Raw genomic sequence first — 24,771 nt, 5'->3', positions numbered from 1 at the left:
GGAACTTCACCTCTCGAATGGGAGAGATGAAGGGAGAGCCTACGCTGCCAGAACCAGTTCGCCAACCTCGCTCATGCCGGCATCGCGATCGCCGAGCAGCAATGCGGCGATCTTCGCCTGCGCGGCATTTTCCGTCAGCCGGAACGGACCGCTCGGCGAGACGCGGTGGTCGATCACGAGGCGCGACAACAGCAGGCGGCGCGCGTCGCCGCGCATCTCGTGGATGCGATGTGCTTCCCAGGCGAGCGCGACCGCGCTGCCGACGTGATAGAGCAGGCTCGTTGCGCGGCGCGCATCGGCTTCGTTCTCTGACTTGCCCGCGACCTCGCGCGCGAAGCCCACTGCACGATCGACAAGGCCGCGCAGATTGTCGCGCCAGGCTTGCGGCACCGCGGCGCTGTCGTCGAGCCGGGCATGCAGATCGGCTGATAGCGCGGATTCCGCGCCGTGGCGGCCGACTGCGCGCCGGAGCGCATCGATCGCGACGATGTTGCCGGTGCCTTCCCAGACCGAGCCGAGATGCGCATCGCGCAACAGCCGGGCAGTGGCGAACTCCTCAATGTAGCCGATGCCGCCGCGCATCTCGAGCGCATCGCCGCAGACTTTTCGCGCATCGCGCGTGGCTCGGAATTTCAGTGTCGGGGTCAGGATGCGCAGCAGCGCTGCGGCAGACTGGCTGCCGGCTTCCGCGCGGTCGAGCGTGTCGGCGGTGAGAAAGCTCATCGACAGCGCCTGCTCGACCGGCAGCATGATCTTCAGCATCTGGCGGCGGCCGAGCGGCAGGTCGATGATGCGCTGGCCAAACACGACGCGATTCTTCGCCACGGTCATGGCATCATGATAGGCCCGGCGCATCAGCGCGGTGGATTTGACGCCATTGGAGAGCCGCGAGGAATTCACCATCTCGGCCATCTGCACGAAGCCGCGGTCGAGCTTGCCGACCGCATAGGCGATCGCGCCTTCGAGCTTGATCTCGCCCGAAGCCATAGAGCGCGTGCCGAGCTTGTCCTTGAGGCGCACGATCCGGTAGTGGTTCTGCGAGCCGTCGTCGAGGAAGCGCGGCATCAGGAACAGGCCGACGCCGCGCGTGCCCGGACCTGCGCCTTCGGGGCGCGCCAGCAGCATCACCACTTTCGCATCGGCATTCGAGCAGAACCATTTCTCGCCATAGAGGCGCCAATGATCGCCCTCCTGCACGGCGCGGGTGGTCAGCGTGCCGACGTCGGAGCCGCCTTCCTTCTCGGTCATGAACTGGCCGCCTTGCGTCAGCTTGCTCATGTCGGTCGAGGTCAGGCCATCAAGATATTTCGACTTCAGTGCCTCGCTGCCGAAATTCGCCAGCAGTTTCGCGCAGCCGTCAGTGACGTTGATCGGGCAGCCCATGCCAAACTCGGTCTGGTTGAACAGAAAGGTGAAGGCGTGCTTGGCAACGACGGGATATTTGTCCGGCCAGCCCATGATGCCCTTGCGGATCGAGAGCGCGTGGATGCCGAACTGGCCGAACGCGGCGTTCTCCAGCTCGCGATAGGCCGGATGATATTCAATCGACTGCACGTCGCGGCCGAACTTGTCGCGCTGATGCAGCACCGGCGTGTGCCGGTCGGCTAGCCGCGCGCACTCGTCGAGCCGGCCACCGGCGAGCTCGCCGAGGCGATCGAGATGCGGCTCGATGTGGCGGAACAGATTGTCCGGCAGATGGATGCGAAGCAGGTCCGTGAGCGCCGGATCGGCGCGATAGAAATTCATGCCGGTGGTGTCGGGTGCCAGCAGGCCGGATGGCTCGGCCGAGGCATTTCCTGGCTGCGCTCTGACCGGCTTGACCATGATCGTCCTCTTCGTTTCCATCCCGCGGACATTTTGGCTGTTTTGGCGCTTGCCGCTTTGGATGATGTCGATCATGCTCCAGCCAGGAAGCGCGATAAAGCCGCAAATTGTCAGGGAGGCATGATCGCCGTGATGGAGCAATTCGCTCTGCGGAATTGTGATCAGCGGGCCGTCGGTTCTTGGCTGGTTGTCCGCGCGACCCATGCATAGATCAGCGGCTCCCCGTCCTGAGAGATCACGCCATGGAACACCCGAACTACAAGATCGCGCTTATCGTCGGTGCCGGCGAAGGCCTGAGCGCCTCTCTGGCCCGGCTGCTGTCCGCCCAGGGCATCCGCGTCGCACTTGCCGCGCGAAAAATCGAGAAGCTCGGCGCGCTCTGCAGCGAGACCGGCGCGAAGGCCTACGCCTGCAACGCCACCGAGCCGGAGGAGGTCGAGCGGCTGTTCGGCCTGGTCGAGCGCGAGATCGGCACGCCCGATCTCGTCGTCTACAATGCCAGCGGCCGCACCCGCGGGCCGTTCGTCGACCTGATCCCGGCCGACGTCGCGCAGGCCATCGCGGTCAGCGCCTATGGCGGCTTCCTGGTGGCGCAGCAGGCGGCCAAGCGCATGCTGCCGAACCAGCACGGCGCGATCCTGTTCACCGGCGCTTCCGCCAGCGTCAAGGGCTACGCCCAGTCCGCCTCGTTCGCGATGGGCAAGTTCGCGCTGCGCGGGCTGGCGCAAAGCCTGGCGCGCGAACTCTCGCCGCAAGGCATCCATGTCGCGCATTTCGTGATCGACGGCGGCATCCGCAGCGCGGCGCGCACCGAGCCTGCCGACAAGCCGGATTCAATGCTCGATCCCGATGCCATCGCGGCGAGCTATTGGAATGTATTGCAGCAGCCGCGCAGCGCCTGGAGCTGGGAGCTGGAGCTGCGGCCCTGGGTGGAGAAGTTTTGAGACAATAACTTAATCGCAACTGTCATTGCGAGCGAAGCGAAGCAATCCAGAAATGTCTCCGCGGAAGCAGACTGGATTGCTTCGCCTCGCTCCCAATGACGAAGGGAGTGAGGCGACATGACCACCGAAACCACCATCGACACCGGCACCAGCGAGCTTCTCTGCGTCATCCGCGACCGCGTCGCGATCATCACGCTGAACCGGCCGGAGGCGCGTAATTCGCTGTCGGACGCGCTGACGCCGGCGCTGCGCACCATGATCCGGACCTGCGCCGAGGATCCGCACGTGGGCGCGCTGCTGCTCACCGGCGCGGGCGAAGCCTTTTGCGCCGGCGGCAACGTCAAGGGCATGGGCGCGCATCGCGACTCCAAAAAGCTGGAGATGTCGCTGGACGACCGCATCGCCGACCTGCAGGAGCGGCAGCGGCTGCTCACCGGCGCGCTGGTGTCGGTGCGCAAGCCGACCATCGCCGCCCTGCCCGGCCCCGCGGTCGGCGCCGGACTTGCCATCGCCATGGCCTGCGACATCCGCATCGCCGCGCAATCGGCCTTCGTCGCCACCGGCTACGCCCGCATCGCACTCTCCGGCGACTACGGCATCGCCTGGCTGCTCACCCGCCTCGTCGGCACCGCGCGGGCGCGCGAATTGATGTTCACCGGCGAGCGCGTCGATGCCGCGCGCTGCGAAGCGATCGGCCTCGTCAACCGTGTTGTGCCCGACGACAAATTGCAGAATGAGGCGTTCACGCTGGCAAGATCACTCGCCGAAGGCCCGCGCCTCGCGCTACGCTACATGAAGGACAATCTCGACGAGGCCCTGCTGTTCGACTTCGAAACCGCCCGCGACCATGAGGCCGAACGGCTGGTCCGGCTGACAACGACCGCCGATCACAAGGAGGCGGTGCAGGCGTTCATCGAGAAGCGGAAAGCGGTGTTCACGGGGAAGTAGCTGTCATTCCGGGGCGATGCGGAGCATCGAACCCGGAATCCATGGGGCCGCAGGACACCCGGTGAAATGGATTGCGGGTCGCGCTATGCGCGCCCCGGAATGACGCTGGAGAGAGACTGCAGGCAAAAAAATACCCGGCTCTGGATGACCAGGCCGGGCTTGCAGTGGTGTCAGGCCGAGGCTGAGGGACTGTCGGCCTGACGGGAAAGGGCGGCGATGCGCCAGCTCGCGCAGGGAATCTCCTTCGGTGCGACGCTGATTTCCTTGTCGAAGCGCACCAGCTTCCAGTCATCAGGATGATTGACGAAGGCGAAGCCGGATTTGCGCGCGAGCGAAACCATCGCCTCGTTGGAGCGCAGCGTATCGCCGAACATGTGCTCAGCGCCAAGCGCGGCTGCGCGGCATTCGAGGTTCTTCATCAGCGCGGTGGCGATGCCGTGGCCCTGCCAGCGGTCATCGACCGAAAGGCCGAATTCGAGCGTCGCAGTTTCCGCATGCAAGGCATAGCGTGCCTCGGCGACGATGGCCTCGTAGCCGTCGACCATCATGGTCGCGACGACGGTGAAACGCTCGCGCTCACCGACCTCGAGGAAGTCGTGCAGCAGGCCCTTCGGCAATTCGCTGATCGCGCCGAAGAAGCGGTTGTAGCGGGAGCGGGTCGAGAGCGAGCGGAAATAATGCTGCAGCTCATCAGTGTCGCGCGGCTCGACGAAGCGAACGTTCAGCGCGGTACCGTCCGGGGTGCGCAACGTGTCCGAATATTGCTTCAGGTCTTCGAGACGGAGAGTGCTCATGACACGAGCCCTTCACGAAAAGGGACCGCCGGCGCCCCTATGATCAGGCGGCGCCGGCCTGGCGGCCAATCAGGCCCGCCAGAAGGGTTTGTGGGCCTCGTCGGCGATGTCGGACCAGGACAGCCCGACGTCATGGAGGTCGCGGGCAGTCCAGTGGGTCAGCTCGCGCCGGGTCCGGTAGCGCTCGTGCCAGACGTGGAGCGTCTCGCCGATCTGATGGATCAGGCCGTTTGCATGATGATTTGTCATCGAATTGTCAGTCAACGTAGACATTTTCAGCTCCTGGAGCTAAGTTGGCCGCCAATATCTGCTTCTAAGTCCGCTACGACAAACGACAATTTGTACCCTTTCGCATGAAATAACGTCATGCATCCTGCTGCCAGATGACTGCCAGATTGCCCTCGCTGAACGGATTGCGGGCGTTCGAGGCCGCCGCGCGCCATCTCAGCTTCACGCTGGCCGCCAGCGAGTTGAACGTGACCCAGACCGCGATCAGCCATCAGATCCGCCGGCTCGAAGAGGAGCTCGGCATCCGCCTGTTCATCCGGCAAAATCGCGCGCTGGCGCTGACGCCGGAGGCGCGTGACTATCTGCCGGGCGTGCGCGCCGCCTTCAACGATCTGCGCCTTGCCACCGATCGTCTCCTGCGCAAGGACGACGACAAGGTGCTGACGGTGTCGACGCTGGCCTCGCTCGCGGCAAAATGGCTGCTGCCGCGGCTGGCCGATTTTCAGGAGCAGCATCCCGGCATCGACGTCCGCATCACCACCTCGACCAGCCTCGTCGACTTCCAGCGCGATGACGTCGATGCCGCGATCCGCTACGGCCGCGGCCAGTGGCCGGGCCTGCGCGCCGACTGGCTGATGGCCGACGAGCTGTTTCCGGTGTGCAGCCCCTCGCTGCTGCGCGGCGAGAAGCCGCTGCGCCGGCCCGAGGATCTGCGCAACCATCCGCTGCTGCACACCTCCAACGCCAACAGCGACGACTGGCGGCTATGGCTGACGGCGGCAGGCCTGCCGGCCAATATCGCGCAGCACCCCGGCATCACCTTCGACATGATCTTCATGACCATCCAGGCCGCGATCGACGGCATCGGCGTGGCGATGGGGCGGACCTCCTACGTGCAGGACGACATCGCCAAGGGCCGGCTGGTGGTGCCGTTCAAGATCGCGCTGCCGGCCGATGCCGGCTTCTACCTGGTCGCACCGGACGGCCGCCGCGAGACGCCGAAGCTGACCGCGTTCCGCCAATGGCTGGTTGCTGCAACGCAAAATAAGGCCTGAAAATCAGCAGCTTCGTGGCGAAACGGATTGACTCGGTCCGCCCCGCGCAGGAAGGGGTAGGGCAGATTGCCGCAGACCAATCTGTCGCCCAGCCGTGACATGAGTTCCGGTCCGGCCACGCCTTTCCACGGGGAGCAACGTCATGGCTGGACCAGCCGCCTCAACCAATCCGCCCGAGATCAAGTCGCGCATCGGCGCGATCCTGCGCGCCACCAGCGGCAATTTCCTCGAGCAGTTCGATTTCTTCCTGTTCGGCTTCTACGCCGCCGCGATCGGCAAGGCGTTCTTCCCCTCGACCAACGAGACGGCCTCGCTGCTCAACACGTTTGGCGTGTTCTGGCTCGGCGCCTTGATGCGCCCCGTCGGCGCGATCGTGCTCGGCGCGTATATCGACCGCATCGGCCGGCGCCAGGGCCTGATCGTCACGCTCGGCATCATGGCGTTCGGCACCGTCGTCATCGCGTTCTGCCCGACCTATGCGACCATCGGCATCGCGGCGCCCGTCATCGTGCTGATCGGCCGCCTGCTCCAGGGCTTCTCCGCCGGAGTCGAACTCGGCGGCGTGTCGGTGTATCTCGCTGAGATCTCCACGCCCGGCAATCGCGGCTTCTACACCTCGTTCCAGTCGTCGAGCCAGCAGGTCGCGATCTTCGTGGCGTCGATCCTCGGCTATCTCCTGTCCGAGGTGATGCCGGCCGACACCGTCGCGTCCTGGGGCTGGCGCATTCCGTTCTTCGTCGGCTGCCTGATCATTCCCTTGATCTTCTTCCTGCGGCGCACGCTGGAGGAAACGCCGGCCTTCCTCGCCATGAAGAAGCACCCGACGGCCAGCGAAGTGTTCGCCTCCGCGCTCGCCAACTGGCGCATCGTCATTCTCGGCATGATGATCGCGGTCCTGACCACGACAACGTTCTACTTCGTCACCGTCTACACACCGACCTTCGGCAAGACGGTGCTGAAGCTGTCGACGCAGGACGCGCTGCTGGTGACGCTGCTGGTGGCAGTCACCAACTTCATCTGGAATCCAGTCGGCGGCGCGCTGTCCGACCGCATCGGCCGCAAGCCGGTGCTGATCGGGATCGCCAGCCTCTCGCTCCTCACCGCCTATCCGGCGCTGTCCTGGCTGGTGTCCGCGCCGACCTTCGGCAAGCTGCTCGCCGTCGAGATGATGTTCTCGTTCTATTTCGGAATGTACAGCGGCACCATGCTCGGCGCCCTCGTGGAGATCGTGCCCGCGCATGTGCGCACCACCTGCTTCTCGCTCGCCTTCGCGCTCGCCGCCGCGCTGTTCGGCACCTTCACGCCGTTCGCCTCGACCTGGCTGATCGACACCACCGGCAACAAGGCCGCGCCCGGCGCCTGGCTGATGTTCGCGGCGCTGCTCGGCATCATCGCGGCCTCGATCGTGTATCGCGGCGGTGGTAAGGCGGTGCCGACATACGATACGACGGCGGAGCCGGTTGCGGGGCATTGACGGGCTGTCGTCACCTCTCCCCGATTGCGGGCCGCTTGCGGGGAGAGGTCGGATCGCTCTTGCGATCCGGGTGAGGGGGTACAGGTCTCTCGACGACCGCTCGTGTTCAGAGAGGCCCCTCACCGCAAATCCTCTCAGGGCGAGCGTAGCTCGTCCCGACCCCGTAAGAACGGGCGCGCACCACCGGCGCGGCTACAGCTCCACCACCACGTAATCGCTCTCGACCTTCACAGGAATCGTCTCCGCCACATACGGGCCCTTCATCACGCTTGCGCCGGGCTCGACATGGGCCGGATAGGCCTTCACGCGGAAGCGGCGGGGATCGCAGTAGGATTGCCCCGTGCGGATATCGAACTCCCAGCCATGCCAGGGGCAACGGATGATCTCGCCGAGCTTGGTGTACTCGATCTCGCCGGGATTGCTCGACTGCGCAAGGCCGATCAGCGGCCCCTCGCACAATGCCGCACCCTGATGCGGGCAGCGGTTCATCAGGCCGAAATATTCGCCCCTGATGTTGAAGACCGCGATCGGCCGGCCGTCGATCTCCAGGAATTTTCGCGTGCCGGGCGGAAGCTCATCGACCGCGGCAATGACGTGTCTTGCCATCAGGAAATGCCGTACAGCTTCTTCGCATTGCCGAGATAGAACGCCTCGCGGTTGGCTTCGCTGACGCCCGCCGGCAGCACGCGCGAGGGCTCGTCGTAGTCCCAATGCGGATAGTCGGTCGCGAACAGCAACCTGTCCCAGCCGATCCATTTGATGACGTCGAAGAGATCCTCGCGGCTTTCAGGATCCTCCATCGGCTGCGTCGTCCACCACACCTGCTCGCGGATATATTCCGACGGCGGCCGCTTCACGTGCGGCACCTCGCTGCGCAGCCGCTGCCAGGCCTTGTCCAGCCGCCATGCCAATGACGGCGCCCAGCCGAAGCCAGCCTCGATCATCACCATTTTCAGCTTCGGGAAGCGCTCGAACACACCCTCCAGCACGAGGCTCGCCAGCGCCGATTGCTGGCACTGCGAGTGGCCGACCATCTCCTCGATGTAGTAACTCGGCCAGCCCGACGGCGTGATCGGGTTGCCGCCGAAACCGAAGGCGTGGACGCCGACGGGAAGACCGGCCTCTTCCGCGGCCTGATAGATCGGCCAGTAGCGGCGCTGGCCGAGCGGCTCGACATTGCGGCTGAGCAAGAGCACCTGCACAAAATTCTTGTCGCCGGCGCGCTCGCGGATTTCGGCGGCGGCCGACAGCCCGTCCTCATTGCCCACGACGATCGACGCTTTCAGCCGCTTGTCCTTGCTGGTCCATTTGTCGATCTGCCAGTCATTGATCGCCGAGCACAGCGCGGCCGAGAGCTCGTGATTGCGGATGCCCTGCCCGGTGTTGAGCGGATTGAGCACGCCGAGCTGCACATTGTTGGGATCAAGCAATTGCTTCTGCATGAAGGCGAGCGAGGAGCCCTGCGGGCCGCCTTCGGGCGGATAGGCATCGCGGCGCGAGGCGTTGGGCTGCGCCTTCGGGTAGGGCGGGCCCTCCATCATGCCCTGATAGGCATGAACGCCGTAGATCTCGAGATGATGCTGCCAGCGCTTGGCGAGATAGGGATAGAGCTCGGTGCGGGTGGCGCGTGCCGGGTGGATGTCGCAGTCCGCGATCGCGGTTTTGACGGTCAGTGGGGAAGCGGCTTCTTGGTTCTCGCGGAACTGGATATTCATCGCCTTGCCTCCTTTGGCAGCGGGCTCACGTCAGGCGGGGATAGGTCGCATACGGATTGTCGATCATGATCTTGCGCACGAGATCGGGGGACAGACCTTCGGGCAGCGCGTCCTGGTCGTCGAACTGCCAGTGCGGATAGTCCGTGGAGAATAAGACCAATTCGTCCGACTGCATATGCTCAAACAGGCGAATTAATGTCTCGGGTTCCGGCGGCGCATCAAATGGCTGTAACGAAAAGCGGATGTTGCTGCGCACAAGTTCCAGCGGTGCGCGATCGACCCACGGGGTCTCCATCCGCACCCCGCGCCAGAACTTGTGCAGCCGCCAGAGATAGGGCGCGATCCAGGAGACGCCGGATTCCAGCAACACCATTTTCAGCCGCGGATATTTGGCGAACACGCCTTCGACGATCAGGCTGGTGAGCTGCGCCTGGAACGCCTGGGCCTGACCGACATAATCCTCGATGTGATAAGAGCCCCATCCCACCGCAGTCGGCGGATTGTGATAGGCGGAACCGGCGTGGATGCCGATCGGCAGGCCAAGCCGTTCCGCGGCTTCATAGATCGGCCACAGCGCGCGCTTGCCGAGCGGCGTGTCGCCCATCACCAGCATCAGCACCTGCACGAAGCGCCTGTCCTGCGCGCAGCGCTCGATCTCGGCGACGGCCTTCTCGATGCTTTGCGTGGGAATCACGATCGAACCACGCAGCCGTGAATCGCGATCGAGCCATTCCTTCACGAGCCAGTCGTTCAGCGCGCGGCAGAACGCGGCCTGCATGTCCTCGGAGAACACCATCTGCACGCCATAGAGCGGATTGCAGATGGCATGCTTGAGCCGGAAGGAATCGAGCACATGGCGCTGCATGGCCTCGAGGCTCTCGCCCGGCTTGCCGCTCTCGGGGCGCCAGTCGGGTCGCGCCGTGATCGGCGAATTCTTCGGATAGGATTGCGATACGAGGTCGACCATGCCGCGCGTCGTCACCTGATCGCGCCAGTAGTCGTCGAGGTACGGCAGCAGGCTGGTCAGATGCGGCACGGCCGGATGCACGTCGCAATCGATGCCGCCGGCGATCAGGGACGCCATGACGTCTCCCTTCTCACGTTTCCTCGCATGTCTCGTTTTGTACCTGCCATTCAAGCAGGCCTGTCCGTCGCCCGCAACTCGGCCAAGCCTGCTGTCATATGCTAGGAAGGCTGAGCTCGGTTGCGAAGGAACAAGGGGTCTTGGGATGAAAGAGCTCATCGGCATTGCGGAACAGGTCGCGGCGAAACTGATCGCGCGCAAACAGACCATTGCGGTGGCGGAATCGTCCGGCGGCGGACTGATCTCGGCCAGCCTGCTCGCGGTGCCCGGCGCGTCCGCCTATTACCTCGGCGGCGCCGTGGTCTACACCCGCGATGCCAGGCGCGTGCTGATGGATATTTCGGATGAAGGAATGAAGGGCTTTCGTTCCTCATCTGAGCCTTACGCAAAGCTGCTCGCCGAGCAGATGCGCAGCCGCTTTGGCAGCGACTGGGGCCTGTCCGAGACCGGCGCCGCCGGCCCCACCGGCAACCGCTACGGCGACGCCGCCGGCCACAGCTGCATGGCGGTCGCGGGGCCTGCGTCAGGGGTGATGACGCTGGAGACCGGCAGCAATGACCGGTTTGCGAACATGCAGGCGTTTGCAGCGACGGCGTTGAAGTTGTTGCTGAGGAAGCTTGAGGGGTGAACTGCCGTGGTCTTCACAGTGGGTCGAGATGGTCTTGCAACAATACTGCTGTCATCGACCGGCTTGACCGGGCGATCCAGTATTCCAGAGGCCGGCGTTGAAGAGCTCGCTCTCGCCACACCGGCCGCGGCGTACCGGATGCCCCGGTCAAGCCGGGGCATGACGGCGGAGGGTGGGACGACGGAAGATGGCACGACAGTTACCGCCCCAGATGCCGCATGAAAATCCGCACCACATAGCCCTGCACCCTCGGCGCCTCGTCGTAGAGGTCCGACGCGATCCGCTCGATGGTCTCGCGCAGGGACAGGAACTGGGCCTGCCGCGCGCTGCTTTCGGTGCCCTGCATGCCCGCGAGCTCGTCCATGGCGGCGTCGCTGATCTGGCAGTCGACGACATCGCCATCGTTCAGCATGGTGAAACGGAAGGCCAGCCGTTCGAGGTCATGGCCGATGATCTTGTCGCGCGTCAGCGGCATTGAAATAGATCCGGTCGGCCCCCGCGCCTACAATGCTGAAAATTCCCCGCCATGTCAGCAGCAAAGCGACGGGACGCCGTCCTATTGGAACGCGACTTCGGCAAAACTGCGGAGCTTTCGCGAATGCAGGCGCTCCGATTCCTGCTGCTTGAGCCGCTCCAGCGCCTTCAGGCCGATTTCGAGATGCTGGCCGACGCGACGGCGATAGAACTCGCTGGCCATGCCCGCGAGCTTGATCTCGCCGTGCAGCGGCTTGTCGGAGACGCACAGCAGCGTGCCGTAGGGAACGCGGAAGCGGTAACCGTTGGCGGCGATCGCGGCCGATTCCATGTCGAGCGCCACCGCGCGGGACTGCGACATGCGGCGGATTACCTCGGGCCCCGAGATCTCCCAGTTGCGGTTGTCGACGCTCGCGACGGTCCCCGTACGCATCAGGCGCTTGAGCTCGAAACCTTCGAGGCCCGTGACGTCCTCGACGGCTTCCTCGAGGGCGACCTGCATCTCGGCAAGCGCCGGGATCGGCACCCAGAGCGGCAGCTCGCGGTCGAGCACATGGTCCTCGCGCACATAGCCGTGCGCAAGCACGTAGTCGCCGAGCCGCTGCGTGTTGCGCAGGCCCGCGCAATGGCCGAGCATCAGCCAGGCGTGCGGGCGCAGCACCGCAACATGGTCGGTGACATTGCGCGCATTGGACGGGCCGGTGCCGATGTTGATCAGCGTGATGCCGCGATAATCGGGTTCGACCAGGTGATAGGCCGGCATCTGCGGCGTGCGCACGGGAGCTGTCCCCGTCGTCGTCACGCCACCGGCGTGCGTGATGACGTTGCCGGGCGCGACGAAGGCCTCGAGGCCGGCTTCGCCAGCCTGAAGCCGCTGCTGGCAGAGCTGCGCGAAGGCGTCGATATAGAACTGGTAGTTGGTGAAGATCACGAAGTTCTGGAAATGCTCGGGATCGGTGCCGGTGTAGTGGTAGAGCCGGCGTAGCGAGTAGTCGACGCGGGCGGCGCGAAACAGCGACAGCGGCTCGGGCGCGCCCGGCTGCAGCTCGAAGGTGCCGTTGGCGATGGCATCGTCCATGGTGGCGAGGTCAGGCACGTCGAACGCATCGCGCAGCGAGCGCGTGACGGACGAGTTCTCGCTGGTGGTGATGGCGGCCTCGATGTTGATGTCGCGGCGATAGGCGAAATGGATCGGGATCGGCTCGGCCGATTCGCCGATCTCCACGGGCACGCCATGGTTCTGGATCAACAAACCGATCTGCTCGGTCAGATAGGCGCGGAACAGGTCCGGCCGCGTGACGCTGGTCTCGTGCACACCGGGCCCGGCGACGAAGCCGTAGGACAGCCGCGAATCCAGCCGCGCATGCGTCGCGGTGGTGAGGCGGACGAAGGGATAGTAGGCCCGCACCCGCGTGGTGACGGCTTCGCCGCCGACATAAGCCTCGAACCGGTCGCGCAGGAATTTTGTGTTACGCTCGTAGATCTCTTCGAGCCGGGCGACGGCCGCCGACGCATCGGAGAAGGATTTGGTAGCGATGGAGGGTGGGGATTGCATTGTTCGACCGCCGGGTTGCTGCTTGCAATCGCAGTATAGCAAACTGACAACCAAGTCGTCATTGCGAGCGCGGCGAAGCAATGACGAGGCAAGACGACGCGCTTCCGCGCGTCACTTCTCCCGGAAGGCCCGCATCAGCTGGTCGTGCAGCGGCTTCATCAGGTAGGACAGCATGGTGCGGTCGCCGGTCTGGACGAAGGCTTCCACGGGCATGCCGGGGATGATCTTGACGTCGCCGAGACGGGCGATCTCTTCCGGCGGCATCGAGACGCGGATGGTGTAGTAGCTCTGGCCGGTGCGCTGCTCGGTGGTGACGTCGGGCGAGACTCGGCTGACCACGCCGTTGAGCTCGGGCGTGGTGCGCTGGTTGAAGGCCGACAGGCGCAGCAGCGTCTTCTGGCCGATCTGGAGCTTGTCGATGTCGACCGGATTGACCTTGGCCTCGACCTGGAGGTCGTCGGCCTGCGGCACGATCAGCATCAGAGTGTCACCGGCGGTGACGACGCCGCCCAGGGTGTGCACGGTCGATTGCAGCACCATGCCGTCCTGGGGCGCGCGGATGTCGACGCGGCGAAGCTGGTCCTCGGCGGCCACCTTGCGCTCGATCAGCTCGCCGATCTTGTCGTTGGTCTCGCGCAGATCCTTGGAGACCTCGCTGACCATGTCCTTGTCGACCTGGATGATCTGGAGCTCGGTCTCGGTGATCTTGCCCTTGGCCTGCGCACGCGAGGCGATGTACTGCGCGCGCTCGCCGTTGAGACGGGCACTGTCGCGCTCGAGCTGGGTCAGTCGCGAGATCTGCACCAGACGCTTGTCGTAGAGATCGCGTACGCCGGTGAGCTCGTTCTGGACCAGCGCGATCTCCTTGTCCTTGGCCGTCTCCTGCGCGGACAGGCCCTCGATCTCCTCGTTGAGCTGCAGGACGCGCTCGCGGAGCTGCGCCTTCTGGCCGGCGCGGCCGTTGACGCGGACGTCGAACAGCTTGCTCTCGGCGGAGAGCAGCGCCTTGACGTCGGGATCGCTGCTGCGATCGAGCAGGGATTGCGGAAACTCGATCTTGTCGAGACCGCGCTGCTCGGCCTGAAGCCGCGCCGTGCGCGCCAGCGCGGCGTCGAGATTCTTGACGACAATGGCGAGATTCGCCCTGGTGACGGTGTCGTCGAGCCGCACCAGGATGTCGCCGGCCTTGACCACGTCGCCGTCGCGGGCGCGCAGCTCGCCGACCACGCCGCCGGTCGGATGCTGCACCTTCTTGACGTTGGATTCGACCACGATCTGGCCCGGCGCGATCAACGCGCCCGAGATCAGCACCGTCGACGCCCAGCCACCTAGGCCGACGACGAGGACCAGCACGATGCCAAGACCGAGCATCAGGTGAAACCTGATGGAATCACGCACGGTCTTCTTGGCGGCGGGCTTCGCGCCGCCGATCGCCATCGTGCTCATGATTTGGCCACTCCGCCTTCACTGACGACCTTGATCGGGGCCGGCGGCGTCACCCGCGGCTGCAGCACCTGGGCGAGCACCTGCTCCTTCGGGCCGAAGGCCTGCATGCGGCCATCGCGCAGCACCAGGATCTGATCGACCGCCTCGACGCCGATGGGGCGATGCGCCACCACGATGACGATGGCGCCGCGCTCGCGCGCCGAGCGGATGGCGCGGGTCAGCGCCTCGTCGCCCTCGGTATCGAGATTGGAGTTGGGCTCGTCGAGCACGATCAGGAACGGGCTGCCGTAGAGCGCGCGGGCCAGCGCGACTCGCTGCGCCTGGCCAGCGGACAGCGCCGTGCCCTGTTCGCCGACCTGCGTGTTGTAGCCCTCGCGCATCTTGATGATCATCTCGTGCACGCCGGCCTCCTTGGCGGCGGCGATGATGCCGTCGGAGGTGGCCTCGGGATCGAACCGGCTGATGTTCTGCGCGATGGTGCCTCCGAACAGTTCGACGTCCTGCGGCAGATAGCCGATGTGGCGGCCGAGCACGTCGCTCGACCATTGATCGAGCGCCGCGCCGTCGAGCCGCACCTTGCCGCGCACCGGCTGCCAGACGCCGACGAGCGCGCGGATCAGCGAGGATTTGCCGGAGCCGCTCGGCCCGATCACGCCGAGACCGTTGCCGGCGGCGAGCGCGAAGCTGACGTCCTGCACGATGAGGCGCTGGTCGCCCGGCGGCACCATGGTGACGCCCTCGACCGTGAGGCGGCTGGTCGGCGGCTGCAACTGGGTCGGCATCGTCTGCGCCGGCATCTGCTCCAGAAGGCGCGTGAGCCGTTGCCAGCTCTGGCGGGCCGCGACGAACGACTTCCAGTGCGCGATGGCGAGATCGACCGGCGCCAGCGCGCGGGCGGAGAGGATCGAGCCGGCGATGATGATGCCCGCGGTCGCCTCCTGGTGAATGACGAGATAAGCGCCGACGGCGAGCACCGCCGATTGCAGCATCATGCGCAGCACTTTCGCGACCGCCCCTAGGCCGCCGGCGACGTCGCTCGCACGCTGATTGCCGGCGAGATATTTTTCGTTGGCCTCGCTCCAGCGCTGGTTCATCCGCCCGCTCATGCCCATCGCCACCATCACCTCGGCGTTGCGGCGGCTGGACTGGGCGAGATCGTTGCGCTGCGCGGCAAGGCCCATCGCCTCTTTGGCCGGCTGGCGGGACAAGAATTCGGTGACCAGTGTCAGGCCCACCAGGATGATGGCGCCGACCAGGGCGGTCACCCCGATCATGACGTGGAAGGCGAAGCAGATGGCGAGGTAGAGCGGCAGCCAGGGCAGGTCGAAGAACGCGCTCGGGCCCATGCCGCCGAGGAAGGAGCGGACATTGTCGAGGTCGCGCAGCGGCTGCAGGCCCTCGTTCCGGCTCCCGACCAGCAGCGGCAGGCGCACGATGGTGTCGAACACGCGCTTGTTGAGGGCATCATCGAGCGAGGTTCCGATCCGCCCCAGGATCCGGTTGCGGATCATGTCGAGCACGCCCTGCGCCACGTAGAGGAAGCTGGCGAGGATGATGAGGCCGACCAGGGTTGGAACGCTGCGGCTCGGCAGCACCCGGTCGTAGACCTCCAGCATGAAGATCGACCCGGTCAGATAGAGCAGGTTGATCACGCAGCTCATCAGGCCGACGCCGACGAACGCCGTGCGACAGGCGCGCAGCGCGTCAGCAAGCTCTGAACGGCGAACGCCGAGTACGGCTGCCATCAGTCTGATCTCTTTCGGGTATGGGGCAAGCCCCCTGATTTCAAAGGCAATTTCAGGAGTAATTGACCTGGATTAACATCGCGTTCTCGCCCCCTCCGTCAGCGCGGTTGAATTCAAATTCAAACCCCTGGTTGCCACATCTACTACCCCTGATGGCCCCGCGCGCAAGCCCGGAATCTCACAGGCTTGCGGCTTTTTCTTGCGGACCTGACGCCTTTACCAAGACGGGGAGGCGCCAGGTCGGTTGTGGCTAGAGCCGCCCGCCACCCCGAACCAGGCGGACAACCAGCAGCAGGATGATGGCGCCGATCGCAGAATAGATGATCTCGGAGACCAGCCCGACGCCAAGATGGATACCGAGCTTCGGGAACAGGAAGGTGGCGACGAACGCGCCGGCGATGCCGATCACGATGTCGCCGATGATGCCGAACCCGCTCCCGCGGACCACCTTGCCCGCAAGCCAGCCGGCGACCAGGCCGACGAACAGGATGACGATGAGGCTTTGGCCAGAAATGTACATAAGTTGAAGTCCCTCTCCGTGAACGGGCGGATGGAACCGGAACCGGGATGAATGGGGTCTGAATGGGTTCCGCGAGCGACGCGCCAACAGCAGGGATCAACCCGGTCTAAACCATCAGGACTCGGCCCGGTTTGTGACAACGGAGACTGTCTCGATCAGTCCGCGCGGCAGGATCGCAGAGGGTCAGACCATTTCCTTGGCGACCCCTCTCCCCCGCCCTTCCCACAAGGCGGGAGGGAGGCAGTTTTGCGCGGGGATGCACTTGAGCTGGAGAACGAACTACGTCGCCGCCACCGGCTCCGCCAGCACGCACCTGGCTGCCCGGCCGGGGCCGACCTCGACATTTGCCGGCAACTGCTCGAGGCAGCGCGGCTGCGCCACGGCGCAGCGCGGGGCGAAGGAGCAGTTGTGGGGTTTCTCGGCCAGCGAGGGCGGGGTGCCGGGGATGGTCTCGAGCCGCGCGCCGCGCTTGGCGCCGTGGATTGTCGAGGCAAGCAGGCCCTTGGCGTAGGGGTGCACGGGGCTGCGGACGATGTCCCGCAGGCTCCCCTGCTCCACGATCTGGCCGGCATACATCACCGCGACGCGGTCGCAGATCTCGATCGCGACACCGATGTCGTGCGTGACGAAGATCACGGACATGCCGAACTCGCGCTGCAGCTCGCGCAGCAGCAGGAGGATCTGGATCTGCACGGTGGCATCGAGCGCCGTGGTCGGCTCGTCCGCCAGCAGGATTTTTGGCCGGCAGGCGAGCGCGAGCGCGATCATCGCGCGCTGGCGCATGCCGCCGGACATCTCGTGCGGATAGGCATCTAACCTGCGCCTCGCCGAGGGAATGCGCACGACGTCGAGCATCTCCAGCGCACGTGCCCTGCCCTCCTCATAAGACTTGCCTTCGTGGCGTACCACGCTTTCGGCGATCTGCGCACCGATGGTGTAGACGGGGTCAAGCGCTAGCGCGGGCTCCTGGAAGATCATCGAGACGGTCTGGCCGCGGAAGCACGACAGCTGTTCGTCGTTCATGGCGAGCACGTCCTGTCCCATGACGTTGACCGTGCCCGAAATCTGCGTGCGCTTCTTCGGCAACAGCCGCATCAGGGCACGCAGGGTCACGCTCTTGCCCGAACCGGATTCGCCGAGCAGGCCCAGCACCTCGCCATCACCAAGCGAGAGATTGAGATCGTTCACGGCATAGACCGTGCGCTCGCCGGTGAAGCGGATGTTGAGGCCTGAGATCTCGACGAGCTTGGTCATGACGGCAGCTTGGGTATCCGGTCGTGATAGTCGGTGGCGCGTTGGAAGGCCGCACCGATGGTGAGCAGGGTCGCTTCGTCGAAGGAGCGGCCGATCAGCTGCATGCCGACCGGCAGGCTGCTCTTGGTGAAGCCGGATGGCACAGTGAGCGACGGCAGACCGAGAAAATTCACCGGACGGGTGAACAGCGTCAGCCGCTGCAACAGCGCCGGCGCGTTCGGTCCGCCACCGACATCGCTCTCCTCGATCGACGGCGCCGGCACTGGGGATGCCGGTGCGATCACCGCGTCGACGCCCGCGGTCGCCGCATTGTGCGCGGCAAGCGCCGGGCCGCGCCAGCGCATCGCCTCGAGGTAAGTGATGGCAGGCACCGTGAGACCGTTCTGCAGCCGCATCAGGACCTGCGCGCCGTAATCCTGAGGGCGCTCGATCATCCAGCGCTTGTGGAAGGCGGCGGCTTCCGCGGCGAGCACGAGCTGGCTGGCCGAGGACAATTGCCGCTGGTCGGGCAGCTCGACCTTGACGATATCGGCGCCCTCGCGCTTGAGCACCGCGATGGTCTCGTCCAGCACGCGCGCGACCTCGCTGTCGAGATCGTCGACATAGAACGACGCAGGCACGCCGATCGTGAGACCTTTGAGCGAACCCTTCGTGGCGGCGACATAGTCCGACAGCGGCGCGTGGCTGCAGGTCGGATCCTCGGGATCGGGACCGGCCATCAGCGCCAGCAGCAGCGCGCAGTCCTCCGCAGTGCGCGCCAGCGGGCCGACGGTGTCGAGCGATTGCGACAGCGGCATTGCGCCGGCGCGGCTGACGCGGCTCCAGGTTGTCTTCAGACCAGTGACGCCGCAGAAATGCGCGGGCATGCGGATCGAGCCGCCGGTGTCCGAGCCGAGCGCCGCATAGGTCAGGCGCGCGGCAACCGCCGAGCCGGACCCGGACGACGAGCCGCCGGTGATGTGCGCGACGTTCCAGGGATTGCGCACCGGGCCGTAATGGGCGTTGTGCCCGGTCGGGCCGTAAGCGAATTCGGCAAGATGCAGCGTGCCGAGGCGGACCTGGCCGGCGTCTTTCAGGCGCTGCAAGGCCGTGGACGACACGGTCGGGACGAAATCGCGGCGGATCAGCGAGCCGCAGGTCGCGACGTGGCCGGCGTCGTAATACATGTCCTTGTGCGCGAGCGGCACGCCGTGCAGCGGACCGCGGACATTGCCCTTGGCGAGCTCGGCGTCGGTGGCTTCGGCCGCCTTCAGCGCGGCCTCCGCCTCGATCGACATGAAGGCGTTGAGATGGGGCTGCCATTGCGCGATGCGGTGCAGCAGCGCACGCGTCACCTCATGCGAGGACAGCTGCTTCATCGCGATCGCACGCGCGACCTCGGTGAGCGTCATCAGGGCAGGGTCGGCGTTCATTTCGACACCTTCTGCGACTGCGCCACCACGTAGGACGCGGGCTCGAGGTCGAACGGCAAGGTCCCGGCGATCGCGGCAAAGCCCTCGAAGGCGGGGCCGATGGCGCCCGATATGCGCGTTGCGGTCTCATCGTCGACGGGAATGCCCGCGACTTGCGCGATCGGCTTGATCTCTTTTGGTGTCGGTCTTGTCATGCTGTTTCCCCTCCGGGCGCGCGGCTATGGCCTGAACCCGGGATCGCCATGTAGCACGCGGCCTCGTGGCCCATTGTATCGACCGCCGTGAGCTTTGGTGCTGCATTTGCGCAGAGCGGCTCCGCAAACGCACAGCGGGTGTGGAAGCGGCAGCCCGGGGGCGGGTCGATCGGATTGGGCGGATCGCCCGTGATCGGCGGCTTCTCAGTGCGCTTGTCAGGATCGGACGACGGCATCGCGGCCAGCAGTGCACGCGTATAGGGATGCGCGGGGCTGTCCCATACGTGGTCGACCGGGCCGAGCTCGACGACCTCGCCGAGATACATCACCAGCACGCGGTCGGAGATGTAGCGCACCACGTTGAGGTCGTGGCTGATGAAGAGATAGGTCAGGCCGAACTCGCGCTTGAGATCGGCGAGCAGATTGAGCACCTGCGCCTCGACGGACTTGTCCAGCGCGGAGACGGCTTCATCCAGGATCACCAGCCGCGGCGACAGCGCCAGCGCACGGGCGATATTGACGCGCTGGCGCTGGCCGCCGGAAATCTCGTGCGGATAGCGGTTGGCGAAGTTTTCCGGACGCAGGCCGACCTTGCCGAGCAGTTCGCGCGCCAGCGCCCTGGCCGTGCCATCCGCCATGCCGTGAACTTTCGGGCCGAAGGCGATGGATTCCTCGATTGTGAGGCGCGGATTGAGCGAGGCGTAGGAGTCCTGGAACACCATCTGCATGCCGCGGCGCAGCTCGCGCAGCGACAAGGATTGGCCGACGGTCATGCCGTCATAGATGATGTCGCCGTCATCGCGCGGCATCAGATGCATCAGGAGCCGCGCGGTGGTGGATTTGCCGCAGCCGGACTCGCCGACGATGCCGACCGTCTCGCCCTTGGCGACGGAGAAGGAGACATTGTCGACGGCACGCACGGTGCGCTTGGCGGCGAACAGCCCGCCGCGCACCGGGAAATGCTTGGTCAGGCCGTTGACCTGGAGCAGCGGCTGCGCGAGGCCGCCGCGGTCCTCGAACTGCTCCAGCATTTCGACAGATGTGTTGGTTTCGCTCATGGCCGCGCTCCTTCACCTCTCCCCATCGGGGAGAGGTCGGCGCGCAGCGCCGGGTGAGGGGGCGCCGCAAACTCGGTCGAGCGTAACCCCTCACCCGGATTGCATCTTACGATGCAACATAGCCGAAGCTTCGCTTCGGCGTTCTTAAGAACGGCCGCCAAAGGCGGCCTATGCCTCTCCCCACGGGAGAGGTGTGGTACCGGCATTGCCGCAATCAGAATCTTTCCCATTGCTTCAGTTCCTGATGTCCATGGCGCTGCGCAGGCCGTCCGAAAGGAGATTGAAGCAGATCGAGACCGCGAAGATCATCGCGCCGGGGAGTGCCGCGACCCAGGGGTTGACGTAGATCGCGGTTCGCAGCGTGTTCAGCATCAGGCCCCATTCCGGCTCCGGCGGTTTTGTGCCAAGGCCGAGGAAGGAGAGACCGGCCGCCAGGATCATCGAGACCGAGATCAGGCTGGTGGCATAGACGAAGATCGCGCCCAGCACGTTGCCGAGGATATGCACGCGCATGATGGTGAAGGCGCCGGCGCCGGAGGCGCGCGCGGCTTCGACGAAGTCCATGTTGCGCACGCCCGTCGTGACGCTCTCGGCGACGCGGGTGATCTGCGGCACGAACACGATCGTCAGCGCCACGATGGAGTTGAGGATGCCGGCCCCGAGCGCGCCGGAGATCGCGATCGCCAGCAACACGGACGGGAAGGCGTAGAACACGTCCACGGTGCGCATGATCGCGGTGTTGAGCTTGCCGCCGACATAGCCGGCAATGATGCCGAGCGAGGTGCCGATGCAGAAGGCCAGGATCACGGGCAAAATGCCGATCACCAGCGACAGCCGCCCACCATAGATCAGCCGCGCCAGCATGTCGCGGCCGAGTTCGTCGGTACCGAGCGGATAGCCGACCGTTCCGATATGGCGGAGGCGGCGGATCATCGAGCCCTTGTAGGGGTCCTCGAGGCCGAGCCATGGCGCGAGGATCGCGGAGAGGAAGATCAGCAGCAGCACCAGCGCGCAGGCCATGCTGACCTTGTCCCGCATGATGCGGCGGCCGACGGTTGCCCAATAGCCGCGTGCCTTGGTGGCGGGCGCGGCCTGCAGCGCGGCATCGGCGGTGGCTGACAACGGAAGCTCGCTCATTGACTGGCTCCCGGTGCGGATTGCTTCAAGCGATGCAAGCCCGCAAGGCAGTGCACCTCTCCCGCTTGCGGGAGAGGTCGGCGCAACGCGCCGGGTGAGGGTTTTTTCCTCTGGGGGGTTCTCCCTAGAGGAGACACCCTCTCCCCAGCCCTCCCCCGCAGGCGGGGGAGGGAGCGCACCGGTTGCATGGCGACAGCTGGGCTCATTGGCTAGCCCCGCTGGATGCGCGGGTCGATCGCGGCTTGCGCGATGTCGACGAGCAGGTTGAGGAAGACGAAGAACAGGGCCAGAATCAGGATCGTGCCCTGCAGCAGCGGCAGGTCGCGCTGGAAGATCGCCGAGTTGAGCAGGAAGCCTGAGCCCGGCCAGGAGAATACGGTCTCGATCAGGATTGAGCCGCCAAGCATGTAACCCAGCTGGAGCCCCATCACCGCGAGCGCGGTGGGCGCGGCGTTCTTGATGACGTGGCGGAACACGCCGGTTTCGCGCAGGCCTTTTGCGCGCAGCGCCTCGACGAAATCCTGGCTGAGGATATCGCCGGTGAGCGCGCGCACCGTGCGGGTGACGATGCCCATCGGGATCACGGATGTCGTGATCGCCGGCAGCACGAGATATTTCAAGTGCGCCCAGTCCCAGGCCCAGGAGTTCGAGCCGCTGGGGCCGGCGCCGACCGCGGGCAGCCAGTTCAGCTGGACCGAGAAGATGATGACGAGCAGCATGCCGAGCCAGTAATGCGGCACGGAAACGCCGGCGATGGCAAAGGAGGTCGCGACCTTGTCGATCCACGTCTCGCGGAAATAGCCGGCGATCAGGCCAAGCAGGATGCCCATGGTGAAGCCGATGATCGCCGCTGCGATCGCGAGCGTGACGGTGTTGCCGACCGCGCGCATGACTTCGGCCAGCACCGGGCGCCCCGTCGCGATGGAATTGCCGAGATCACCATGCAGGGCTCGCAGCAGCCAGAGCCCGAACTGCACCGGCAGCGGCCGGTCGAAGCCATAGGCGGCGCGCAGCTGCGCCGCGAGCTCCTGCGAGGCGTCCGCGGGAAGCACGGCGACCAGCGGATCGCCCGGCGTGATGTGCACGAGCAGGAAGCACACCAGCGCCACGCTGATGACGATCGGGACGACATAGACAATGCGTCTGGCGGTATAGGCGAGCACGGGTCTTCTTTCTTCCTTCTCCCCTTGTGGGAGAAGGTGGCATAGGCCGCCTCCGGCGGCCGTTTTTTAAGTCGACGCCGAAGCGAAACTTCGGCTACGGCGCCGGATGAGGGGTTCTATCCGCGGATACAGTAGTTACGAACGCGAAAGGGGTATCCGCGGAGAGAGACCCCTCACCCGGCTTCGCTGCCGCGAAGCCACCCTCTCCCGTATCCGCCTTCGCCAAGGCTTCGGCGGACAGGAGGGGAGAGGGTGCACTGAGCAAGCCGCCAGATGCCTACTGGATCGACACCAGCGAGAAGTCGATGAACCAGCTCTTCGGCTGCACGACGCCCGTCACCTTCGGGCTCATGGCGCGGGGGCCGACGTCGTGGGCGACGTAGAGGAAGGCGGCGTCATCGACGGAAGCCGCGTGCAGCTCGGCGAGCGCGGCGTCGCGCGCGGCCGGGTCAAACGTCTGACGCGCCTTCTTCACCAGCTCGTCGAACCTGGGATCGTTGATGAAGCCCCAATTGTTCGAGACCGGCGGCGCCATGCCCGATTGCAGGAAGCGCACCAGCGCGAAGAACGGGTCCATCGCCGCATAGGTGACGTTGGTCGCGTTCGAGCCGTTGGCGCTGGGATCCTTGGCGCCGCGGCGCCAGTTGGTGAACAGCGTGTTCCACTCGATGACGTCGAGCTTCACGTCGAAATAGCATTCGGCGAGCGCCTGCTGGAGATATTCGTTCATCGGCAGTGGCTGCATCTGTCCCGAGCCGGAGGCCGAGGTCTGGATCTTCACCGAGAGCTTCTTGCTCGGGCCGAAGCCGGCCTCCTGCATCAGCTTCTGCGCTGCCGCCTTGTCGTACTTGATCTCGAAGGCCGGCTTGCCGCGCCAGGGATGGCCGGGCTCGAAGGTGCCGGTCGCGGGCACCATCAGGCCGGCGAGCAGGCCGTCCTTGAGGCCTTCGCGATCGACGCAAAGATTGGCGGCCTTGCGCACGCGGATGTCGTTCCAGGGCGAGCCCTCGACGCGCGAGAACTGCCACGGCCAGACATGCGGCTGCTCGTTGGCGTAGAGCTTGAAGCCGCGCTGCTTGAGTTCGGGCAGCGCGTCCGGAGCCGGCGCCTCGACCCAGTCGACCTGTCCGGACAGCAGCGCCGCGGTGCGCGCGTTCGCCTCCGGCATCGGCAGGAGCACCATCTTGTCGACCTTGGGCACGCGCGCCTTGTCCCAATAGTTCGCGTTCTTGACGAGCTCGAGCCGCTCGCGCGGGGTGAAGCTCGCCATCTTCCACGGGCCGGTGCCCGAGGCGTCCTTGGCGAACGCGGTCCAGGCGGCCTGCGACTTCGCCTTGGCATCCGCGCCCTCGGCCTTGTCGTAGAAGGCCTGCCACTTCGCCGGGCTCGCCATGAACAAATTGGTGAGGTTGATCGGCAGGAAGCTGTCGGGCTCCTTGGTGGTGAGCTCGACCGTCATGTCGTCGATCTTCTTCGCGGAGGCCAGCGTCGGCATGCGCGAGGCCGTGACGCCGACCTGGCTGGCGTCGAATTGCGGCGCGTCCTGCTTCAGCACCTTCTCGACGTTCCACACCACGGCGTCGGCATTGAACGGCGAGCCGTCATGGAAGGTGACGCCGGGGCGCAGCTTGAAGGTCCATTTGGTCTTGTCGGCATCGTCGACCTTCCACTCGGTGGCAAGGGCGGGGATCACCACGCTCGGCTTGTCGGCGGAGGACAGGTCCCAGCCGGTCAGCGCGTCATACATGGTGAGGCCGGTGAAGCGATTGCCTTCGAAACCCTGATCGGGCTGGCCGAGGGTGCGCGGAATATCGGCAGCGGTCATGCCGATGCGCAGCACAGTTTCCGCACTCGCCACGCGCGGCCATGCGGCCGCGCTGCCAAGCGCCAAGAGCGCGATCAGCGCCGCCCGTGTCTTCTTGTTCTTGATAAGCATCGCCTCGATCCTTCTTCGGCTTTCGATGATTAATTTTGATGCAATCGTATGCAATGGCTGTGCCAAGGAGAAACTTATTCTGCAAATTGCCCCTGCGACGACAAGTCCTTGTGATCGATTGAAGACAAAGCAGCCCCGCTGCCTATTCTGGCATCAAGATTGCAGGTTTGGCCTCAGATCCTC

23 protein-coding genes are annotated in these 24,771 nt (G+C 65.4%); 5 read left to right on the top strand and 18 right to left on the bottom strand.

Annotated features, from left to right (window positions below; translation table 11 throughout):
* Window positions 1–39: 39 nt before the first annotated feature.
* Window positions 40–1,824: an acyl-CoA dehydrogenase family protein gene (locus ACRQ5Q_RS03950; RefSeq protein ID WP_439396131.1), complete on the bottom strand. Its 1,785-nt coding sequence runs from the start codon at window positions 1,822–1,824 to the stop codon at window positions 40–42.
* 242 nt (window positions 1,825–2,066) lie between these two features.
* On the opposite strand from ACRQ5Q_RS03950, the gene ACRQ5Q_RS03945 reads away from it, so the two are divergent.
* On the top strand, window positions 2,067–2,768 hold the full coding sequence (locus tag ACRQ5Q_RS03945; protein ID WP_439372849.1) for an SDR family NAD(P)-dependent oxidoreductase: 702 nt from the start codon (window positions 2,067–2,069) through the stop codon (window positions 2,766–2,768).
* A gap of 117 nt (window positions 2,769–2,885) precedes the next feature.
* Entirely contained in the window at window positions 2,886–3,716 is an 831-nt protein-coding gene (locus ACRQ5Q_RS03940) for an enoyl-CoA hydratase (protein WP_439396129.1), read from the top strand.
* 170 nt (window positions 3,717–3,886) lie between these two features.
* Here the strand turns inward: ACRQ5Q_RS03940 and ACRQ5Q_RS03935 are convergent, their stop codons facing one another.
* Together ACRQ5Q_RS03935 and ACRQ5Q_RS03930 are read right to left on the bottom strand one after the other, a co-directional pair.
* Window positions 3,887–4,510, bottom strand: a complete 624-nt coding sequence (locus ACRQ5Q_RS03935; RefSeq protein ID WP_439396127.1) for a GNAT family N-acetyltransferase — start codon at window positions 4,508–4,510, stop codon at window positions 3,887–3,889.
* Window positions 4,511–4,579: 69 nt separating this feature from the next.
* Entirely contained in the window at window positions 4,580–4,783 is a 204-nt protein-coding gene (locus tag ACRQ5Q_RS03930; protein ID WP_439372846.1) for a DUF1127 domain-containing protein, read from the bottom strand.
* Between the two features lie 110 nt (window positions 4,784–4,893).
* Between ACRQ5Q_RS03930 and ACRQ5Q_RS03925 the strand changes: the two genes are divergently transcribed.
* Together ACRQ5Q_RS03925 and ACRQ5Q_RS03920 are read left to right on the top strand one after the other, a co-directional pair.
* Window positions 4,894–5,793, top strand: a complete 900-nt coding sequence (locus ACRQ5Q_RS03925; RefSeq protein ID WP_439372845.1) for a transcriptional regulator GcvA — start codon at window positions 4,894–4,896, stop codon at window positions 5,791–5,793.
* A 142-nt stretch (window positions 5,794–5,935) separates the two neighbouring features.
* Window positions 5,936–7,267: an MFS transporter gene (locus ACRQ5Q_RS03920; protein WP_439372844.1), complete on the top strand. Its 1,332-nt coding sequence runs from the start codon at window positions 5,936–5,938 to the stop codon at window positions 7,265–7,267.
* A gap of 192 nt (window positions 7,268–7,459) precedes the next feature.
* On the opposite strand, the gene ACRQ5Q_RS03915 is transcribed toward ACRQ5Q_RS03920, so the two are convergent.
* The 3 genes from ACRQ5Q_RS03915 to ACRQ5Q_RS03905 are packed head-to-tail and all read right to left on the bottom strand — an operon-like array spanning window position 7,460 to window position 10,066.
* The gene (locus ACRQ5Q_RS03915; RefSeq protein WP_439372843.1) at window positions 7,460–7,873 is read right to left on the bottom strand and encodes a Rieske (2Fe-2S) protein; all 414 of its coding nucleotides are present in this window, start codon (window positions 7,871–7,873) and stop codon (window positions 7,460–7,462) included.
* Window positions 7,873–8,982: an amidohydrolase family protein gene (locus ACRQ5Q_RS03910; RefSeq protein WP_439372842.1), complete on the bottom strand. Its 1,110-nt coding sequence runs from the start codon at window positions 8,980–8,982 to the stop codon at window positions 7,873–7,875. The genes ACRQ5Q_RS03915 and ACRQ5Q_RS03910 overlap by 1 nt, the downstream gene beginning before the upstream one ends.
* A gap of 25 nt (window positions 8,983–9,007) precedes the next feature.
* Complete coding sequence (locus ACRQ5Q_RS03905) at window positions 9,008–10,066, bottom strand: amidohydrolase family protein (protein ID WP_439396125.1); 1,059 nt, start codon at window positions 10,064–10,066, stop codon at window positions 9,008–9,010.
* 145 nt (window positions 10,067–10,211) lie between these two features.
* Between ACRQ5Q_RS03905 and ACRQ5Q_RS03900 the strand changes: the two genes are divergently transcribed.
* The gene (locus ACRQ5Q_RS03900; protein ID WP_439396123.1) at window positions 10,212–10,694 is read left to right on the top strand and encodes a CinA family protein; all 483 of its coding nucleotides are present in this window, start codon (window positions 10,212–10,214) and stop codon (window positions 10,692–10,694) included.
* 199 nt (window positions 10,695–10,893) lie between these two features.
* On the opposite strand, the gene ACRQ5Q_RS03895 is transcribed toward ACRQ5Q_RS03900, so the two are convergent.
* The 12 genes from ACRQ5Q_RS03895 to ACRQ5Q_RS03840 form a co-directional block, all read right to left on the bottom strand.
* Complete coding sequence (locus ACRQ5Q_RS03895; RefSeq protein ID WP_439372839.1) at window positions 10,894–11,169, bottom strand: DUF1488 family protein; 276 nt, start codon at window positions 11,167–11,169, stop codon at window positions 10,894–10,896.
* 81 nt (window positions 11,170–11,250) lie between these two features.
* Entirely contained in the window at window positions 11,251–12,723 is a 1,473-nt protein-coding gene (locus ACRQ5Q_RS03890; RefSeq protein ID WP_439396121.1) for an AMP nucleosidase, read from the bottom strand.
* A 111-nt stretch (window positions 12,724–12,834) separates the two neighbouring features.
* Window positions 12,835–14,169 (bottom strand): HlyD family type I secretion periplasmic adaptor subunit, encoded by a 1,335-nt coding sequence (locus ACRQ5Q_RS03885; protein ID WP_439372838.1) that lies wholly within the window; start codon window positions 14,167–14,169, stop codon window positions 12,835–12,837.
* Window positions 14,166–15,914 (bottom strand): type I secretion system permease/ATPase, encoded by a 1,749-nt coding sequence (locus ACRQ5Q_RS03880; protein WP_439372837.1) that lies wholly within the window; start codon window positions 15,912–15,914, stop codon window positions 14,166–14,168. Before ACRQ5Q_RS03880 ends, ACRQ5Q_RS03885 begins: the two co-directional genes overlap by 4 nt.
* Before the next feature lie 250 nt (window positions 15,915–16,164).
* Window positions 16,165–16,434, bottom strand: a complete 270-nt coding sequence (locus tag ACRQ5Q_RS03875) for a GlsB/YeaQ/YmgE family stress response membrane protein (protein ID WP_354110521.1) — start codon at window positions 16,432–16,434, stop codon at window positions 16,165–16,167.
* Between the two features lie 279 nt (window positions 16,435–16,713).
* Complete coding sequence (locus ACRQ5Q_RS03870) at window positions 16,714–17,688, bottom strand: ABC transporter ATP-binding protein (protein ID WP_439396120.1); 975 nt, start codon at window positions 17,686–17,688, stop codon at window positions 16,714–16,716.
* On the bottom strand, window positions 17,685–19,100 hold the full coding sequence (locus tag ACRQ5Q_RS03865) for an amidase (RefSeq protein WP_439372835.1): 1,416 nt from the start codon (window positions 19,098–19,100) through the stop codon (window positions 17,685–17,687). The genes ACRQ5Q_RS03870 and ACRQ5Q_RS03865 overlap by 4 nt, the downstream gene beginning before the upstream one ends.
* Window positions 19,097–19,294: a hypothetical protein gene (locus ACRQ5Q_RS03860; protein WP_439372834.1), complete on the bottom strand. Its 198-nt coding sequence runs from the start codon at window positions 19,292–19,294 to the stop codon at window positions 19,097–19,099. The genes ACRQ5Q_RS03865 and ACRQ5Q_RS03860 overlap by 4 nt, the downstream gene beginning before the upstream one ends.
* Window positions 19,291–20,352 carry an ABC transporter ATP-binding protein gene (locus ACRQ5Q_RS03855; protein WP_439396119.1) on the bottom strand — a complete coding sequence of 354 codons (1,062 nt, stop codon included), beginning with the start codon at window positions 20,350–20,352 and terminating at the stop codon, window positions 19,291–19,293. Before ACRQ5Q_RS03855 ends, ACRQ5Q_RS03860 begins: the two co-directional genes overlap by 4 nt.
* A gap of 234 nt (window positions 20,353–20,586) precedes the next feature.
* The gene (locus ACRQ5Q_RS03850; protein WP_080133372.1) at window positions 20,587–21,489 is read right to left on the bottom strand and encodes an ABC transporter permease; all 903 of its coding nucleotides are present in this window, start codon (window positions 21,487–21,489) and stop codon (window positions 20,587–20,589) included.
* Between the two features lie 209 nt (window positions 21,490–21,698).
* A complete protein-coding gene (locus ACRQ5Q_RS03845; protein ID WP_439396118.1) occupies window positions 21,699–22,652 on the bottom strand; it encodes an ABC transporter permease in 954 nt (317 codons plus the stop codon).
* Between the two features lie 277 nt (window positions 22,653–22,929).
* A complete protein-coding gene (locus ACRQ5Q_RS03840) occupies window positions 22,930–24,588 on the bottom strand; it encodes an ABC transporter substrate-binding protein (RefSeq protein WP_439372831.1) in 1,659 nt (552 codons plus the stop codon).
* Between the last annotated feature and the right edge of the window lie 183 nt (window positions 24,589–24,771).

Source organism: Bradyrhizobium sp. PMVTL-01 (genome assembly GCF_051861855.1).
Lineage (GTDB): Bacteria > Pseudomonadota > Alphaproteobacteria > Rhizobiales > Xanthobacteraceae > Bradyrhizobium.
This window is presented reverse-complemented; position numbering and strand designations above follow the sequence as displayed.